The organism is Burkholderia sp. BCC1638 (genome assembly GCF_902833195.1).
Lineage (GTDB): Bacteria > Pseudomonadota > Gammaproteobacteria > Burkholderiales > Burkholderiaceae > Burkholderia > Burkholderia diffusa.
In genome coordinates this window covers 118,542-136,198 of record NZ_CADFEC010000007.1, presented here as the reverse complement: position 1 = coordinate 136,198, position 17,657 = coordinate 118,542, and the positions used below count along the sequence as shown (strand labels likewise).

General features: G+C 69.2%; 14 protein-coding genes and 1 riboswitch. Of the genes, 4 read left to right on the top strand and 10 right to left on the bottom strand.

Going from position 1 to position 17,657, the window contains the following annotated elements:
- Positions 1-6 precede the first annotated feature (6 nt).
- Positions 7-1,323 (bottom strand): Nramp family divalent metal transporter, encoded by a 1,317-nt coding sequence (locus tag HWX22_RS10665; RefSeq protein WP_175915597.1) that lies wholly within the window; start codon positions 1,321-1,323, stop codon positions 7-9.
- Positions 1,272-2,333: a helix-turn-helix domain-containing protein gene (locus HWX22_RS10660; RefSeq protein ID WP_175906582.1), complete on the bottom strand. Its 1,062-nt coding sequence runs from the start codon at positions 2,331-2,333 to the stop codon at positions 1,272-1,274. The genes HWX22_RS10665 and HWX22_RS10660 overlap by 52 nt, the downstream gene beginning before the upstream one ends.
- Positions 2,334-2,800: 467 nt before the next feature.
- On the opposite strand from HWX22_RS10660, the gene HWX22_RS10655 reads away from it, so the two are divergent.
- Positions 2,801-3,721, top strand: coding sequence for a LysR family transcriptional regulator (locus HWX22_RS10655; RefSeq protein WP_059818729.1), 921 nt, complete (start codon positions 2,801-2,803; stop codon positions 3,719-3,721).
- A 119-nt stretch (positions 3,722-3,840) separates the two neighbouring features.
- Positions 3,841-4,242 carry an OsmC family protein gene (locus HWX22_RS10650; protein ID WP_059466564.1) on the top strand — a complete coding sequence of 134 codons (402 nt, stop codon included), beginning with the start codon at positions 3,841-3,843 and terminating at the stop codon, positions 4,240-4,242.
- A 100-nt stretch (positions 4,243-4,342) separates the two neighbouring features.
- On the opposite strand, the gene HWX22_RS10645 is transcribed toward HWX22_RS10650, so the two are convergent.
- Entirely contained in the window at positions 4,343-5,224 is an 882-nt protein-coding gene (locus tag HWX22_RS10645; protein ID WP_059531647.1) for a Dyp-type peroxidase, read from the bottom strand.
- 485 nt (positions 5,225-5,709) lie between these two features.
- On the opposite strand from HWX22_RS10645, the gene HWX22_RS10640 reads away from it, so the two are divergent.
- Together HWX22_RS10640 and HWX22_RS10635 are read left to right on the top strand one after the other, a co-directional pair.
- Positions 5,710-7,572, top strand: a complete 1,863-nt coding sequence (locus HWX22_RS10640) for an ABC transporter ATP-binding protein (protein ID WP_175906584.1) — start codon at positions 5,710-5,712, stop codon at positions 7,570-7,572.
- A 115-nt stretch (positions 7,573-7,687) separates the two neighbouring features.
- Positions 7,688-8,401 carry a riboflavin synthase subunit alpha gene (locus tag HWX22_RS10635; RefSeq protein WP_175906586.1) on the top strand — a complete coding sequence of 238 codons (714 nt, stop codon included), beginning with the start codon at positions 7,688-7,690 and terminating at the stop codon, positions 8,399-8,401.
- Between the two features lie 86 nt (positions 8,402-8,487).
- Here HWX22_RS10635 and HWX22_RS10630 read toward each other — a convergent pair whose 3' ends face one another.
- The 7 genes from HWX22_RS10630 to HWX22_RS10600 form a co-directional block, all read right to left on the bottom strand.
- Complete coding sequence (locus HWX22_RS10630; protein WP_175915596.1) at positions 8,488-9,729, bottom strand: voltage-gated chloride channel family protein; 1,242 nt, start codon at positions 9,727-9,729, stop codon at positions 8,488-8,490.
- Between the two features lie 79 nt (positions 9,730-9,808).
- Positions 9,809-9,911: riboswitch (Fluoride riboswitch) on the bottom strand.
- Positions 9,912-9,968: 57 nt separating this feature from the next.
- Positions 9,969-10,988, bottom strand: a complete 1,020-nt coding sequence (locus HWX22_RS10625; protein ID WP_175915595.1) for a chemotaxis response regulator protein-glutamate methylesterase — start codon at positions 10,986-10,988, stop codon at positions 9,969-9,971.
- Positions 10,985-13,300, bottom strand: a complete 2,316-nt coding sequence (locus HWX22_RS10620) for a hybrid sensor histidine kinase/response regulator (protein ID WP_175915594.1) — start codon at positions 13,298-13,300, stop codon at positions 10,985-10,987. Before HWX22_RS10620 ends, HWX22_RS10625 begins: the two co-directional genes overlap by 4 nt.
- A complete protein-coding gene (locus HWX22_RS10615; protein ID WP_175915680.1) occupies positions 13,297-14,001 on the bottom strand; it encodes a chemotaxis protein CheW in 705 nt (234 codons plus the stop codon). Before HWX22_RS10615 ends, HWX22_RS10620 begins: the two co-directional genes overlap by 4 nt.
- 45 nt (positions 14,002-14,046) lie before the next feature.
- Positions 14,047-15,462, bottom strand: coding sequence for a CheR family methyltransferase (locus HWX22_RS10610; RefSeq protein WP_175915593.1), 1,416 nt, complete (start codon positions 15,460-15,462; stop codon positions 14,047-14,049).
- Positions 15,459-15,971: a chemotaxis protein CheW gene (locus HWX22_RS10605; RefSeq protein ID WP_175915592.1), complete on the bottom strand. Its 513-nt coding sequence runs from the start codon at positions 15,969-15,971 to the stop codon at positions 15,459-15,461. The genes HWX22_RS10610 and HWX22_RS10605 overlap by 4 nt, the downstream gene beginning before the upstream one ends.
- Complete coding sequence (locus tag HWX22_RS10600) at positions 15,968-17,644, bottom strand: methyl-accepting chemotaxis protein (protein ID WP_175915591.1); 1,677 nt, start codon at positions 17,642-17,644, stop codon at positions 15,968-15,970. Before HWX22_RS10600 ends, HWX22_RS10605 begins: the two co-directional genes overlap by 4 nt.
- Positions 17,645-17,657: the final 13 nt, after the last annotated feature.

Below are 17,657 nucleotides of genomic sequence, written 5' to 3'. Positions count from 1 at the left end.
GCTGTATCAGCCCGCGACACCCGTAATCAGCAGCAGGTTAGTGCCGGTAATGACGGCGAACAGCGTCCATGCGGCGACCTGCATCCTGCGGCCGATCGCATGCTCGCCCATCACGTCGCGATCGCTGACCGACCGGATCAGCGGCCACATCGCGAACGGCAGTTGCAGGCTCAGCAGCACCTGGCTCCAGACGAGCAGTCGCCCGACCGAGTTCTCGCCGAGCCACAGCACGCCGATCAGCGCAGGCGCCAGCGCGAGCCCGCGCGTGATCAGCCGGCGCTGGTAGCACGGAATCTTCGTGTGCAGGAAGCCGTCCATGATCACCTGGCCGGCGATCGTGCCGGTCAGCGTCGAGCTTTGCCCCGACGCGAGCAGCGCGATGCCGAACAGCAGCGCGGCCGCACCGCCCGCGATCGGCGTGATCAGCCGGTACGCCTGTTCGATGTCGGTCACGTCGTGCTGGCCGGTCGCATGGAACGCCGCGCCCGCGACGACCAGGATCGCCGCATTGACGAGCATCGCGACGAACAGCGACACGCAGGTGTCGATCCGCACCAGCGCGAGCGTGTCGCGGATCAGGCCGCGCGCGCCGCCGACGACATGGCGTGTCTGCACGACCGACGAATGCAGATACAGGTTGTGCGGCATGATCGTCGCGCCGACGATGCCGAGCGCGAGCACGATCGCGTCCTTGCGGTCATGGCCCGGATCGCCCGGCACGAGCCCCGAAGCGACCGCATGCCAGTCGGGCGGCGTGATCGCGACCTGCGCGACGAAGCAGAACGCCATCGTCGCGATCAACCCGAGCACGATCGCCTCGATCTGCCGGACGCCCTTGCCCTGCAGCCCGAGGACGATCACGGTGTCGAGCGCGGTGAGCACGATCCCCCACGCGAGCGGCACGCCGAGCAACAGCTTGAACGCCAGCGCGCAGCCGAGCACTTCGGCGATGTCGCACGCGATGATCGACACCTCGGCGGTCACCCACTGCACGATGCGTCCCAGGCGGCCATAGCGGTCGTAGCTGGCCTGCGCGAGATCCTTGCCCGCGACGAGGCCGAGCCGCGCGGCGAGCATCTGCAGGAAGATCGCGGCGAGGCTCGAGAACGCGACGACCCACAGCAGCGAATAGCCGAACTGCGAGCCGGCCTGGATGTCGGTGGCCCAGTTGCCGGGATCCATGTAGCCGATCGCGACCAGCAGGCCCGGGCCGAAGAAGCGCTTGAGCTTCATCCAGCGCGACGCGCCGGCGTCGATCGTAATGCTGCCCTTTACTTCCGACGGGCAGAAGGGGGCTGTGGCGGTAGTGGGGAGCAAGGGCATGGAAACCGGGGATCGTGATCGCGACACGGTGATTTTACGGTTATCCGGCCCGTTTTCTCCCGCGCATCGGCGCGCGCGCCCCGGCTCGCCCGCTCGCCCCCGGATTTCGCGGGCCGCGGCACGAGTTGCGGATCGGCCGCGCCGGCGCCGTTCGTCAGGATCCGCTCGCGCTCGGCGACGCGAAATTCGGTCGGCGACACCCGCAGGCGCTGGCGAAACAGCTTCGCCAGACGCTCGCCGCTGCCGAAGCCCGTGCGCCGCGCGACCTTGTCGGCCGGCAGCGTCGTGTGGATCAGCATGTGGCATGCGCGCTCGAGCCGCACGTGCTGCACGAACTCGGTCGGCGTCACGCCGATTTCCTTCTTGAAGCGCCGCAGGAAATTGCGCTCGCTCATCGCGGCCGTCTGCGCGACTTCCGCGATCGAAATGCGGTTCGCGCTCTGCGCGCGCAGCCGTTGCGCCGACATCCTGATCGACGGGCTCGCGCTCAGCTCGCGAAACGCCCACATCGACTGTGCATAGCGCTGCTCGACCGGCCGCATCAGGTTGCTGGCGATCTCCTGCGCGGCGCTGTCGCCGAGATCGGCGCGAAACATGTCGAGCACGGCCGAGAACACGTCGGCCTCGCCGGCCTGCAGTTCGACCGTGGCCGCCGTCCGGCGCGCGCGATCGGTTCGCGCGTGACTTCCATCCGTCTGCCGCTGCGACGCGGCGAGCGTCGACAGGTCCATCGCGTCGACGATCCATCGCGCATGCCGGCGGATGTCGCTGAGCCGACGCCGCAATGCATCGTTCCAGTTGACCGACGCGCGGTCACCATGAAGATGAAAGAACGCGAGCGCACGATGGCCGTGCTCGTCACCGAGCGGATCGGCGGCGATCTGCACGCCCGACGACGACTGCAGCAATCCCCCGCTTTCCGATACGTACTTCAGCTGGTAATCCGCACTGAACGCGTGCAGGCGATTCGCCAGATTGAAGGCCTCGCCAAGGCGCGCGGCCTGCGCCAAGGAAAACCCCGTACTCAAATAGATTACGACCCACCTCTGATCTGCTGCTTCCACTGCCAAGCCCCCGGACTGTTTCGACTTCTTGTAATACCGTCGAACTGTCAGGCTTATATTTGGTTTGAACTCGTGCGACAGGGACGGCTATCTCGAAATATGAAGCGACGGCATCTTAGCCGAACGGGTCGTGTCTTTGGCATGAAATGGCTGACCGGGACAGTATGATGGCGGATTTCTACAGGCTGTCGCCGAACGCTGGTGCGACCGCACGGATATGCGCATGCCGACGGGCAGGCTCGCATCGTGCGCACGATCCGCATCGCGCATCGGATGCGCACGCTCGCATATCGGGTCGATCATCATCGACACGCATCGAACGGCATCGATCGTCTCTCTAACGCACGCACCCGCATGCCGTTGTTCGCGCATCCATTAGAATCGCCCCACCGTCCACCACGCCGACTTCGTCCGTGCCCGCCGATCATCGTCTCGACCTGAACCTGTTCCGCGTGCTCGACGCCGTCTACGTGCACGGCGGCATCGGCGCGGCCGCCCGTGCGCTGCACCTGACGCAGCCGGCCGTCACGCATGCGCTCAACCGGCTGCGCGCGCATTTCGACGACCCGCTGTTCGTTCGCCAGGGCAACCGCGTCGTGCCGACCGAGCGCACGCGCACGATCATCGCGGACGTGCAGCTTCACCTCGCCGGCCTGCAACGCGCCGCGCGCGACCCGTCGGCATTCGACCCGGCGACGCTCGACCTGAGCATCGCGGTCGGCATTCGCGACGTGCTCGAATCGATCGCGCTGCCGCAGATCGTCGCCGCGTTCGCCGACGAAGCGCCGGGCCTGCGATTCGTGAGCCGCCGCATCGCAGTGCACGACATCGAACGCGAACTCGCGTCGGGCAATCTCGACCTGGTCGTCGATCGACGCGTGCAGACCGGCCCGCGCATCGCGACCGAACATCTGCTCGACGATTCGCTCGTCGTCGCGATGCGGCACGATCATCCGTTGACCGACGGTCCGCTGCGGCGCGGCGACTATTTCGCCGCACGGCATGTCGCGGTGTCGCCGCTCGGCGAGCCGCAATCGCTCGACGTGCTGCTCGGCAACGACGGGCGCTTCCGTCACATCCAGCTCGTTTGCCAGCATTACTTCGCCGCCTGCCAGATCGCCGCGGCGGGCGACCTGCTGCTGACGCTGCCGCGCACGTATGCGCTGCGCATGGCGGCGCTGCTGCCGATCGCCGTGCAGCCGCTGCCGCTGCGGCTCAAGCCGTTTCCGCTGCTCGCGTACTGGCACGAGTCGCGCGAGACCGACCGCGCGCACCAGTGGGTACGCGAACGCGTCGCCACGCTCGTGCGCCGGAGCGCCGGCGTCGCCGGCTGACTCTGGCGAGCCGCGTCGACGCACGCAGCGCCCGCGATTTTCGTCGAGACGGTATGCTGACGGCTCGCTCGCCGCGCATCGTCGCGGCCGCCTCTTTCCCCGCTTACCGGAGTCTTGCCATGCCGCTCATCCATGCTGCCGCCACCCTCGCCGCCGACGCGCCCGACTACGTCGTCCAGCTGCAGGCCGGCACGCACGCGCTGACCGGCGACGAAGCGCCGCGCGAAGGCGGACAGGGCCTCGGGCCGGCGCCGTTCGAGTTCGTGCTGGCCGGCCTCGCGCAATGCACGGCCGCGACGCTGCGCATGTACATGCAGCGCAAGACGTGGCCGGCCGTGCGCATCGACGTGCGCACCGAACTGCACGCCGATCGCGAAGGACAGCAATACGTGCGCCGCGTCGTGACGCTCGACGGCCCGCTCGACGATGCGCAGCGCCAGCGGCTCGCGGAAATCTGCGAGAAAACGCCGGTGACGCTGTTCATCAAGCGCGGCACGCGCATCGAAACGACGCTGAACTGACGGGCGGCGCAGCGCGCCGCACACGATCGCTACGCAACAAGCAAAACGGGCGGGCCGCGCACGATGCGCGACCCGCCCGTTTGCGGATGTCGTCCGGCGTTCAGAGTCCGAGCGCGGACAGGTCCAGCTTGCCGTCCTTCACCGGCGGGCACCAGAAATACGCGCCCGTCAGCGGTCGCGTGAAACGGAACAGGCCGTCGACGATGCCGTCGTCCGCGCCGCTCATCCGGCGCATCTGCACGTCGAACGCGCGGAACGAACAGCCGAACGCGACGAAGTAGAGGCCCGCGCGACGCGCGTCGGACCACGGCGACGACCGGCGCAGCATGAACGCCTCCGGCTCGAAGCTCTCCTGCGCGGTGCGCTTCACGTGCGCGAACTCGGGCGCGTCGTCGAGCTCCTCGTTGTCCGAGCGGCGGCGGCCGACGATGTGATCCATATCGCCGGACGCAATGCGCTCCATCTGGTCGAAGTCGTGCAGCCATTGCTGAACCGCGACGAAGCTCGAACCGTCGAGACCCGCGCCCTGCCCCGTGACGATCGCCGCGGCCAGCGCGTCGTCGCCGGTCGGGTTCTCAGTGCCGTCCTCGTAACCCGACAGGTCGCGATCGTTCGAATAGCGGAATCCGTCGACCGCGTCCTGCAGCGCGAACGCCGGCGCAAGCGCCCGCTCGATCGCCCGCGCACGCAGCACGAGCTCGCCGCGATCGTCGCCGCGCAGCCAGACCCAGATGTCGGCCGGCGTGATCGGCAGCGTGCGATCGTTCACCGCGAACGCCGGATATTCGGTGAGGCCCGGGACCGGACGCCCGAGGTGTGCGGCCAGCGCGTGTCCGAAGCCCGCGACCGTGTCGCGCCCGTCAACGAGCTCGCGCAACGCCGTCAGCGCCGCTGCCACGTTGCCGTTGTTCGAAATCGTGAAAGTGAGGTATCGGGCCGCCGTGTCGATCGGAGCCAGGATGCCTTGCTGAACGTCGCTCATCGTTTCCTCAGGAATGTATCGGGGTGAATCCGCGCGGCCTCGGCGGCCGGCGCGCAACGGCAAAGTGTAATCGATGCGGCCCGCCGACCCGTGCGGCACCGCACCGCGGAACCCGCACGAAAAAGGGCCGAAACCCCGAATACTAACCGTATCGACGCTGCAACGCCGCATTCGTCAGACGTTGCGGCGACTCCGGCAGTGCTGATAAAATCCCTTCACGTCTTTTCGGCGTCCTTTCAACCGTTCACTTCAGGGAGGTGCAGATGTTCCGAATGCCAGCAGCCTTCCCGAACGTGGTCCCACGGCGCGGCTGATCCAGCCCGTCGTCCGCGCCGGCTCCCGAGTGCTCCGCTAACTCGCCGGCCCGCGCATTTTCCCGACAGTCCGTTTCGTTTCGCCCGCGTCATCCGCGCGGCCGGGCTGTTGCGTTTTCGACGTTCTCCGAACCGGAAAGTCCCGTCGCGCGATGCGCCGGGCAACGATACATGACCAGAAAAACCACCCATCTGGGCGGCCAGGCATTCCAGGCCGTCTTCGGCTTCACGTTCCGCTACTGGCGCAAGCAGCCGGTGCGCATCGCGACGATCACAACCCTGGCGCTGCTCGGCGCGCTTGCCGACGTGCTCACGCCGCTGTTCGCCGGGCGCCTCGTCGATGCGCTGTCGACCGGCCTGACCGACCGCGCCGCCGCGTGGCATTCGGCCATCGTCGCGTTCGGCACGCTGGCCGCGCTCGGCATCGGCGCGACGCTGTTGCGGCAGGGCGTCTACCTGAACATCATCACGCTCACGCTGAAGATGATGAGCGAGATCGCCGCCGCGTCGTTCCATCGCGTGCAGCGGTTCTCGACCGACTGGCACGCGAACAGCTTCGCGGGATCGACCGTGCGCAAGATCACACGCGGAATCTGGGCGCTCGACCTGTTGAACGACACCGTGCTGATCGCACTGCTGCCGTCGGTCACGATGCTCGTCGGGGCGACGGTGCTGCTCGGCACGCACTGGCCTGTCATGGGGCTCGTCGTCGGCGTGGGTTCGCTGCTGTACATCTCGGTGACGGTCGCCGTGTCGCTCGGCATCGTTGCGCCGGCCGCGCGGCTCGGCAACATGTGGGACACGCGCATGGGCGGCGCACTCGCCGACGCGGTGAGCTGCAATGCGGTCGTCAAGGCGTTCGGCGCGGAAACGCGCGAGGAAGCGCGGCTCGCGCGCGTGATCGGCAAATGGCGCCAGCGCACGCGCCGCACGTGGGTACGCGGCACGCTCAACGGCGGGCTGCAGGGTGCGATGCTCGTCGCGATGCAGGCGGCGATGATCGGCGTCGCGCTGCGGCTGTGGGCGAACGACGAAGCGAGCGTCGGCGACATCGCGTTTTCGCTGACGATGTTCTTCATGCTGCAGGGCTACCTGCGCGACGTCGGCATGCATATCCGCAACCTGCAGCGTTCGGTCAACGACATGGAAGAGCTCGTCGCGCTCGAGCGTCAGCCGCTCGGCATCGACGATCGTCCCGGCGCGCCGGCGATCCGGATCGGGCAAGGCGAGATCCGCTTCGAGCACGTGACGTTCCGCTACGGCAACCATCCGGTGCCGCTGTACGACGACTTCTCGATGCGCATCGCGCCCGGCGAGCGTGTCGGCCTCGTCGGCCATTCCGGGTCGGGCAAGACGACGTTCATCAAGCTGATCCAGCGTCTGTACGACGTGTCGGGCGGCCGCATCACGATCGACGGCCAGGATATCGCGCAGGTGCGGCAGGATTCGCTGCGCAACCAGATCGCGATCGTCCAGCAGGAACCCGTGCTGTTCCACCGCACGCTGGCGGAGAACATCGCGTATGCGCGTCCCGACGCGAGCCGTGCGGACATCGAGCGCGCCGCGCGTCTCGCCAGCGCGCACGACTTCATCGCCGCGCTGCCGGACGGCTATGACACGCTCGTCGGCGAGCGCGGGATCAAGCTGTCGGGCGGCGAACGCCAGCGCGTCGCGATCGCGCGCGCGTTCCTCGCGGATGCGCCGATCCTGATCCTCGACGAAGCGACGTCGAGCCTCGACAGCGAAAGCGAAGTGCTGATCCAGCAGGCGATGGAGCGGCTGATGGTCGGCCGCACGACGCTCGTCGTCGCGCACCGGCTGTCGACGGTGCGCTCGCTCGACCGGCTGCTCGTGCTCGATCGCGGCAAGGTGATCGAGGAAGGCAACCACGACGCGCTGATCCGCATCGACGGCGGGATTTATCGCCGGCTGTTCGAGCGGCAGGCGCTGGAGCTGGCGAAGGGCCTGATCGATTCGCCGCGGCGCACGGTCAACGGCGATGCCGGCCCGCGGGGGGAGCCGGCGGAGGCTTGATGGCAACCCGGTTGCGGCCGGACGTGCGGCAACTGCCGCCGCGCGTCCGGCCCCGACGCCACGCGCCGCGATCACTTATCATACCGGCCAGGCAATTTGCGACGAAAGGCGGATCATGTTTACAGGCATTGTTCAGGGTGTTGGCGTCATCAAGGCCATCAAGGATCACGGCGAACTGAGAACGTTCAGCATCGAATTCCCCGAGCGGTTCACCACCGACATCGAGATCGGCGCGAGCGTCTCGGTCGACGGCGTCTGCCTGACGGTGACGACCATCCACTCGCCGCTGCTGATCGACTTCGACGTGATGTTGCCGAGCCTGAGAATCACCACGCTGGCCGACCTCACGACCGGCGCCCGCGTCAACGTGGAACGGGCCGCGAAGGACGGCGCGGAAATCGGCGGGCATCCGCTGTCCGGTCACGTCGACTTCATGGGGACCATCCTGCAAATCGCATCGTCCGAGCACAACCGGATGATCCGCATCGGCGTGCCGGCCGATTTCAAACGTTATGTGTTCGCGAAGGGCTATATCGCGATCAACGGCTGCAGCCTCACCGTGTCGGACGTCGATCGCGACGAAGGCTGGTTCGACGTCTGGCTGATTCCCGAAACGCGACGCGCGACCACCTTCGACGCCAAAGGCGTCGACGACAAGGTCAATATCGAGATCGAGCGCAGCACCCAGGTCGTCGTGGATACGATCCGCGAGTCGGTCAAGGAAACGCTCGGGGAGCTGACCGGCGTCGTGACGGCCTTGCTCGCGGAGAAAGGCATCGACATCGAGGAACTGCTCGCGCGCAACGTCGCGAAACTGCCGAAGGCGTAACGGACGCCCCCGTTCCCGGTGATCGCGCGATCACCGGGAGCCGGCTTTCGTCGACACACCGCGGTCGGCCGCCCCGCGCGCCGCCGTCACTCCGCCTCCACCCGCGCCCCCTTCCCCACCGCCACCCGCTGCGATCGATAAATTCCCGCGTGCCCGGAAAACAGATAGGCGACCACGCAGGCGACGATCGCATAGACGCCGACATCCGCGCCGAACAGTTCGATCGCCATGATCGTCGACGCGATCGGCGTGTTGGCCGCACCCGCGAACACCGCGACGAAGCCGAGCCCCGCGAGCACCGGCACCGGCAGCGCGAGCACCTGGCCGAGCGCGTTGCCGAGCGTCGCGCCGATATAGAACAGCGGCGTCACTTCGCCGCCCTTGAATCCCGACGCGAGCGTGACGACGGTAAACGCGAACTTGCCCGCGAAATCGTAAGCCGGCAGCGGCCCGTGAAACGCGGCCTCGATCGTCGGAATCCCGAGCCCGAGATACTGCGGCACGTTCAGCGCGGTCGCGGCCACCGCCACCAGCGCGCCGCCGAGCACCGGCTGCAGCGGCGCGTAGCGCACGACGCGGCGGAACCATGCGGTCAGCGCATGCGTCGCGAACGCGAACAGCCGGCCGACGACGCCGAACGCAACGCCCGCGACGACCGTCGCGGCCAGCCCCGTCGCCGACACGGCCGGCACGAACGGAATCGCATAAGCGGTGTGATGCACGCCCCACGCGCGGCACACGACGTCCGCAACGATCGCCGACGCGACGCAGGTCAGCAGCGCGTCGTACCGAACGCGGCCGATCGCGAGCACCTCGAGCCCGAACACGGCGCCCGCGAGCGGTGTGCCGAACACCGACGAGAAGCCGGCCGCGATGCCGCCCATCAGCAGCACGCGCCGATGCTCGCGATCGAGCCGGAACAGATGCGTGACACGATCGGCGAGCGCGCCGCCCATCTGCACGGCCGTGCCTTCGCGGCCGGCCGACCCGCCGAACAGGTGCGTGACGACGGTCGCGACGAGCACGAGCGGCGCCATCCGCTTCGGCACGAGCGCCTTCGGGTCGTGAATTTCGTCGATCAGCAGGTTGTTGCCGCGCGCGACCGACTGGCCGAACCGGTGATAGACCCAGCCGGTCGCGAAACCGGCGGCCGGCAGTCCCCACAACAGCCACGGATGCGCGACACGCGTGCCGGTCGCCCAGTCGAGCGCGATCAGGAACAACGCGGAAGCCGTGCCGGCCAGCGCGCCGAGCAGGGCGGAAAGCGCGAGCCAGCGGCACACGTAGCGCACGGTCGCGAAAAAATCGGCAGAAGTCGAGAAAAACATGATTTCCAGATTCGACGGGACATCAAAACCTGGGCGGCAGAATACCGCATGGACGGCCTGCGACCTCCTGACGACCCAGGAACACGCAGGCATCATCAGCCGGGCAACCGGCGGTTGAGGGCCGAACCGCGCGCGACGCGCCAGGATCGACCGCAGGGAGGCATGCCATCTCCGCTGGCGGCAATTGTACGCGACGCCGCGCGGCGCGTGCAACGCGGCCCCGCCGGGGCCGCGCGCCGTCAGTCGAGCGGCATGCGCGTCACGCGCGAGATCAGTTGCGGCGCGATCCGCTCGAGCGGCAGGATCGCCGACGCGGCGCCGATCGCCGCGGCCGCCTTCGGCATCCCGTAGACGGCGCTCGTCGCCTCGTCCTGCGCGATCGTGTAGCAACCCTTCGCGCGCATCGCCTTCAGCCCCAGCGCCCCGTCGCGCCCCATTCCGGTCAGCAGCACGCCGAGCGCATCGCCCTGCCAGCCGTCGGCGACGCTGTTGAAGAACACGTCGATCGACGGCCGGTACGGCGTCTCGGCCGGATGCCGCGTATAGCCGAGCACGCCGCGCGGCGACATGTACAGGTGATCGTTGGTCGCCGCGAGCAGCACCTCGCCCGCCTGCGGCACGCTGCCCTCCCGCGCGACGCGCACGGGCAGCCGCGTATAACCGTCGAGCCACTCCGCCATGCCGACCGCGAACGCCTGGTCGACGTGCTGCACGATCACGAGCGCAGCCGGAAAATCCGCCGGCAGCGCGCGCAGCAGCGCGGTGAGCGCGGTCGGCCCGCCCGCCGACGCGCCGATCGCGATCAGCGTCGGCAGGCCGCGCGTGAGCGACGGCCCGGGCGGCACGAGCGTCACGGTTCGGCTTTCGAGCAGCCGGCCGATCTGGTCGATCTTCGCGAGCAGCGGCTGCGGCCCCGCATCCGACGGCAGGCCGAGTGCGAGCGTCGGCGTGTCGACCGCGTCGAGCGCACCGGCGCCCATCGCCTCGTAGACCGACGACGTGTTCGCGCTGACGCTCGCGGTCACGACCAGGATCGCGCACGGCGCGCGCGCCATGATCTGCCGCGTCGCGGCCACGCCGTCGAGCTTCGGCATCACGAGATCCATCAGCACGAGGTCGGGCGGATGCGCGACGCAGAAATCCACCGCCTCGTCGCCGTCGGTCGCCACCCACAGCACGCGATGATCGGTGCGCAGCGCGATCACGCGGCGCAGCGCCTCGACCGCGAGCGGCAGATCGTTGACGATGCCGATGTTCATCCGCGTGCATCCCCGATCAGGTCGTGCACCGCATCGAGCAGCGCCTCGTCGTGGAAACTGCTCTTCGCGAGGTAATAGTCGGCGCCTGCGTCGAGCCCGCGCCGGCGATCCTCGTCGCGATCCTTGTACGACACGATCATCACCGGCACGCGCTTGAGCATCGGATCGCCCTTGATCAGCGTGACGAGTTCGATCCCGTCCATGCGCGGCATGTCGACGTCGGTGACGACCAAATCGAACGCGTCGCTGCGCACCGCGTTCCAGCCGTCCATCCCGTCGACCGCCACGGTCACGTCGTAGCCGCGCTTTTCCAGCAGCTTGCGTTCGAGCTCGCGCACCGTCAGCGAATCGTCGACGACGAGCACGCGGCGGCGCTGGTCGGCGAGCGCGAGCTGCGGATCGCGCTTGAGCTTCGCGAGCTGTCCGCCGCGCACGAGCTTGTCGACGGAGCGGATCAGGTCTTCGACATCGACGATCAGCACCGGGTCGCCGTTCTCGAGCAATGCACCGGCCGCGATGTTCTGGATCTTGTTCAGGCGGCTGTCGAGCGGCTGCACGACGAGCATCCGTTCGCCGAGGAAGCGGTCGACGGCGACACCGTAGAGTTCGGGCTCGCCGCCGACGACCACGACCGCCGTGCTCGCGCGCGCGACGTTGGGTTCGCCCGCATCGAGCAGCTGATGCGCGCCGACGAGGCCCGCGCGCCGGCCGTCGAACGGAAAATGCGGCTGCCCTTCGAGCACGTCGATGTCGTCGTGCGACAGTTCAAGCGTGCGGCGCACGTGCGCGAGCGGGAACGCGTACGGCTCGCCGCCGACCTCGACCAGCAGGCTGCGGATCACCGACAACGTGAGCGGCAGCTGCAAGACGAAGCGCATGCCCGCGCCGGGCTCGTTGAAGATGCGCACCGCGCCGCGCACGCCGCGCACCATTTCCTGCACGGCGTCGAGGCCGACGCCGCGCCCCGACACGTCGGTCACCGCGTCGCGCATCGAGAAGCCCGGCAGCAGCAGGAATTCGAGCAGTTCGGGATCGGACAGCCGCGCGGCCGTCTCGTCGTCGGTCAGGCGCTGGCGCACGACCGCCGCGCGCAATGCGTCCATGTCCACGCCCGGCCCGTCGTCGATCACGCTGACGAGCAGCGAGCCGGCGCTGTGGCGCGCCTCCAGCGTGACGCTCGCCTCGGCCGGCTTGCCGCGTGCGCGACGCGCGTCGGGCGCGTCGACGCCGTGATCGATCGCGTTGCGCAGCAAGTGGCCGAGCGGCGCGTCGAGCAGGTCGAGGATGTCGCGGTCGACCTGCGTGCCTTCGCCGACGATCGAGAAGCGCACCTGCTTGCCGAGCGAGCGCGCGAGATCGCGGACGATGCGCGGATACGCGCGCGTCGCGTCGCCGAACGGCCGCATCCGGCACTGCAGCGCCTCGTCGTACAGCTGCTCGGCGATGTGCGTGCTGCGCCGCTCGAAGCGGTCGAATTCGTCCATGCGCTCGGCGAGCGAGCGCTGCAGATCGTTGAGCATGTGCCGCACTTCGTTCACCGACGCGAGCACGCCCGCGTCGAGATCGTCGGCAAACTGTTCGTACAACAGATCGAGCGAACGGGCCGCATCGCGCTGCGCACGCTTCACACGCAGCATCGATTCCGCGAACGGCTTGAGCCAGCGCGATTCGACGAGCGACTCGCCGGACAGGCTCAGCAGCCGGTTCAGCGTATCGGCCCGCACGCGGCGCATCGCGCCCGCGCCGGCCGCGCGGCCGGCCTGGACCGGATCGGGCACGGCCGCCGACACGGCGAGCGGCGGCACCGCGGCGCCGGCCCCCACGGATTCGTTCGCGGCGCCGTCGTGCTCGCGAAGCGGCACGACGGACGGCGGCGCCGGCGGTGGCGCGAAGGCCGAGGCCGAGACCGGCATCGCGTGCGCGCCGTCGGCACCCGTCAGCGCCAGCGCGAACGCCTCGATCTCCGTCGATGACACGGGCTGCGCCTGCGGATCGGCGACGCGCACCAGCAGGTCGACGCCGGCGAGCAGCACGTCGACGTGCGTGGCCGTCAGCGCGATCGTGCCGGCCTGCGCGGCGACGAAGCATTCTTCCATGCGCCCCGCGATGTCGACGCCGAGCGGCACGCCGACGATGCGTGCGGCGCCCTTCAGCGAATGCGCGGCGCGCATGCACGCCTCGAGCGCGACGGAGTCGGGCTCGCCCGATTCGAGCGCGAGCAGGCGTTCGGACAGCGCCTGGGTCTGCGTGCGCGTCTCCTCGCGATACAGCTCGAGCAGCGACAGGTGGCTCAGATCGTCATCGCCGCTCATCGCATGCTCCGTGTCACGGCGTCGAACAGCCGATCGTCGTCGAGCAGGCCCACCGACTTGCCGCGCCACGACAGCACGCCGCGCGACAGGCCGGCGCTCGCGCGCCCGACCGTCGCCGGCACGGGCACCCATTCGGATGCGCTGAAGCGCAACACGCCCTCGACTTCGTCGACCGGAAACACGACCGGCTCGCCCTGGTGCGCGGCGACCAGCAGCCGCGTGAAACGGCCGTCCGTGCCGCCGTTGCCGCCCTTGCCCGCGTCGAGGCCGAGCAGCGCGCCGATCGAGATCGCGATGCGCAGCGTGCCGCGAATGTTGACCACGCCGCGCACGGCCGAATGACGGCGATACGGCAGCGAATGGATCGGACGCGTGCCGGCGATCTCGCGCAGCACGCCGATCGGCAGCGCGAGCCATTCGTCGGCGACGCGAAATGCCAGCGCTGCCTGGCGCGTATCGTCGTCGCCATGCGCGTGGGTCGCGTCGAACGCGCTGATCCGCTGCGTGGCGTCGGCCATCTCGGCGACGCCGAGCGGGCGCTCGAGCAGCTTCGCCGCGTGATACGCGTAGACCGGACAGTTCAGGCAGCGCAGGCAGTCGGCCAGCCGCTCGCACGAGCGGTCGCCGTGCGTGCCGATCCGGTTCCAGCAATCGTCGACGCCGATCGTCGTGTCGTCAGTGGCAACGGCGTCGCGGTTCATTCTTTCCTCGGTCATCCCGATATCGGCTCCCAACCCGTATTCCCGTTATCCGGCCGAGCGCCGCGCACGCTCGAGCAGCCATCGCGCGCCGGCGCCGTCGCCGCCGACGTCGAGCAAGGTCGCGAGATGCGTCAGCGCTTCGTGGTGCGTCGGCCGCAGATACAGCGCCTTCCGGTAGAAGTCGCCCGCTTCCGCGACGCGCCCGCGCGCATCCGCGATCAGCCCGTTCAGGTAGAACGCGTCGGCGTGCGGCCCGGCGTGCGCGGAGAACTGCGCGAGCACGCGCTCTGCCTCGTCGAACGCGCCCGCGTTGGCCAGCGCCTGTGCTTCCTCGAGCGTCGGTGCGGCGCTGCCGGCGACCGGTGTCGCCGGTGCGGGCGTGTCGGCCACGTTGGCCGCACGGGTCGGCGAGTCGGCGTGCAGGTCGGCCCGCGGCTCGAGCGCCGTCGGGCGCTCGGCCGGCGCGAACGCGGCGCGCGACGACGCGGCATCGCTCCACGTCGGCGGCACGACGGCCAGCAGCGGGCGCGTCGCGGCGGGCGGCGCCACCGTGAAACACTCGGCGCGACGGTACGGCGCGATCGCGGGCATCGGTGCCGCCTGGCCGTCCGCCGCGGCGCCGCCGCGCACGCGATGAAACGCGAACGCCAGCGGCACGCGCGCCGAGCGCATCCCGTGCCGCATCGCGACGCCCGTTTCGGCGGGACCGACGAACAGCATCCCGTCGTCGGCGAGCGCGTTTTCGAGCGAATCGATCACGCGATCCTGTGCGTCGCGGTCGAAATAGATCAGCACGTTGCGGCAGAACACGAAGTCGTAGCGGATGCCCGTGTCGGGGCCCGGTTCGACCAGGTTCGCCTGGCGAAACTGCACGCACGCGCGCACGCGTTCGTCGAGCAGCCAGCCGTCGGCGACCGGCGTGAAGTAGCGGCCGCGAAACTCGGTCGCCGTGCCGCGAAACGCATTGCGCCCGTAGCAGCCGAGCCGCGCCTGTTCGATCGCGCGCGCGCTCAGGTCGATCGCGTCGATCGTGAAGCTGGCCGGATCGAGCCCGGCGTCGAGCAGCGCCATCGCCGCCGAATACGGTTCCTCGCCGGTCGAGCACGGCGCGCTCAGCACGCGGATCACGCGCCCGGGCATCGCGGCAAGCCGCTCGGCCGCGAGCCGCGCGAGCGTGGCGAACGCCTCGCGATCGCGGAAGAACCACGTCTCCGGCACGACGAACAGTTCGATCAGCGCGCGCCGCTCGTCGGCCGACGCGTTGAGCTGCTGCCAGTAGGCGTCGAGCGCTTCCGGCGTGACGGGCGGCCGCGCCGCCGACGGCAGCCGCTCGCCGTCGCCCTGCAGCGCCTGCACGCGCTCCGTCAGCGCGCGGCTCAGGAAATCGTTGCCGAGCGAATCGGGGTCGATGCCAGTCTCGCGCAGCAGCCAGCCACGAAATCGCGAATCGGGTTCTTTCATGCGGACTCCCCTCCGTGGCCCGGCAGGCCGTCGAACAGATACAGGCGCGCAACGTCGTCGATCAGGTCCGACACCGAGACCTGCTGCACGATCCCGTCCGGCGTGTTCGCGACGCGCCCGAGCCAGCGCGTGCGCGCGGTCGACACGCCGCTGGAGCGGAACGCGGTGCGGTCGATCCGCAGCGTCTGCGTCGCGCGCTCGACGATCAGGCCGACCACGCGATCGCGGTCGGGCTGCCCGACGCGATAGCGCGCCATCACCAGCCGCGTCGACCGCAGCGCATGCGCGCGCCGCCCGAGCGCCAGCATCGGCACGTCGATCACGGGCACGGGCTGACCGCCGCGCATCAGTAGCCCGGCAATCCATTCGGGCGCGCCGGGCACGGCCTTGGCGGTCGCAAGCGGCAGCACCTCGTCGATGTCGGCCGCGTCGAGCGCATAGCGCTCGCCGTCGAGCTCGAACATCAGGAACAGCGCGTGCGCGCCGCCGTGCGACTCGGCGCGCGTCACGCGTCGACCTTGAAGCGCGACACGCTGGTGCGCAACTGGTTCGCGACGAGCGTCAGGTCGTCGATCGCCTGCGACGACTGGCGCAGCGATTCGGCCGTCTGCTGCGCGGCTTCCGACAGTTGCGACAACGCCTGCGTGATCTGCTCGGCACCGTTCGCCTGGGTCTGCATCCCTTCGTTGACCATCTGGAAGCGCGGCGCGAGCGTCTGCACCTCGGCGATGATCTGCGACAGCTGGCCGCCGACCTGCTGCACGTCGAGCATCCCGCGGCGCACTTCCTCCGAGAACTTGTCCATCCCCATCACGCCCGCCGACACGGCCGACTGGATCTCCTTCACCGTCTGCTCGATGTCGTACGTCGCCACCGCCGTCTGGTCGGCGAGGCGGCGGATCTCGGTCGCGACGACCGCGAAGCCGCGGCCGTATTCGCCGGCCTTCTCGGCCTCGATCGCCGCGTTCAGCGACAGCAGGTTGGTCTGGTCGGCCACCTTGGTGATCGTCGCGACGACCTGGTTGATGTTCAGCGCCTTCTCGTTGAGGATCGCGAGCTTCGCGTTCACCGAACCGGCCGCGTCCATCACGCTGCGCATCGTCTCGCCCATCCGCGTGAGGCCGCTCTGGCTCACGCCGGCGAGCGTCGCCGACTGCTCGGCCACGCCGGCCACCTCGTTCATCGTGCGCAGCAGGTCGCGCGACGTCGCGAAGATCTCGCGCGAGGTCGCGCCGATCTCGGTCGTGGTCGCCGCGGTCTCGTTCGCGGTCGCCTGCTGCTCGCGCGACGTCGCCGCGATTTCGGCGACCGACGTCGTCACCTGCAGCGACGACTGCTGCGCGCGCGCGACCAGCTCGGTCAGCTCGTCGGCCATCCGGTTGAAGCCCGTCTCGAGCGTGCCGAACTCATCGCGGCGGCGCAGGTCGAGGCGGCGCGTCAGGTTGCCGGTGCGCATCACGTCGTGCACCTCGACGAGCCGCGCCATCGGCACGGTGACGGAACGGTACAGCCCGTAGCCCAGCCCCAGCGCGGACAGCAGCACGATCGCCAGCGCGGTCGCCAGGACGATCTCGGTGTCCTGCACGGATTCGCGGATCAATTTCGCGGACTGGTCGGCGAACTTGCGGTTTTCCTGCACCAGGATATTCGCGTTGCGCACGACCTCGGCCCACGCAGGCTGCACCTTCGCATAAGCGGCGACGGCCTCCTCGCGCGACGCGCGGCTCTTCTGCACCGCGTCGTTCAGCAGCGGCAGGTAGCGGTCGAACGCGCCGCGAAACGCCGCGAAGCGCTGGCGGTCGTCATCGCGGAACGTCGTGTTCTGATAGTCGACCGACAACGACTCGACCTCCTTGAGCGTCTCGCCGATCTTCGCGAAATCGCGCTGCACGAGTTCGGGATCGGTGTCGACGAACGTCGCCTGCTGCAACATCGCGAACGATTCGTTGACCGCCCCGCGCAGCGACGCCGCCAGATACACGCCCGGCAGCGAATCGCGTTCGATGCTGACGGCCTCGGTGTTGATCGCACGCAGGCGCTCGTAGGACACGCCGGCCGTCACCAGCATCAGCACGAACAACACGCCGAAGCTGAACAGGATACGGTTGCCGAGCGTCAGCCGGGCGGCGCCGATCGTCGGGTGCAGGCTTTCATTGGTCGCGCGAGGCGTCACGGTGGCCATGTTCGTTATGGGC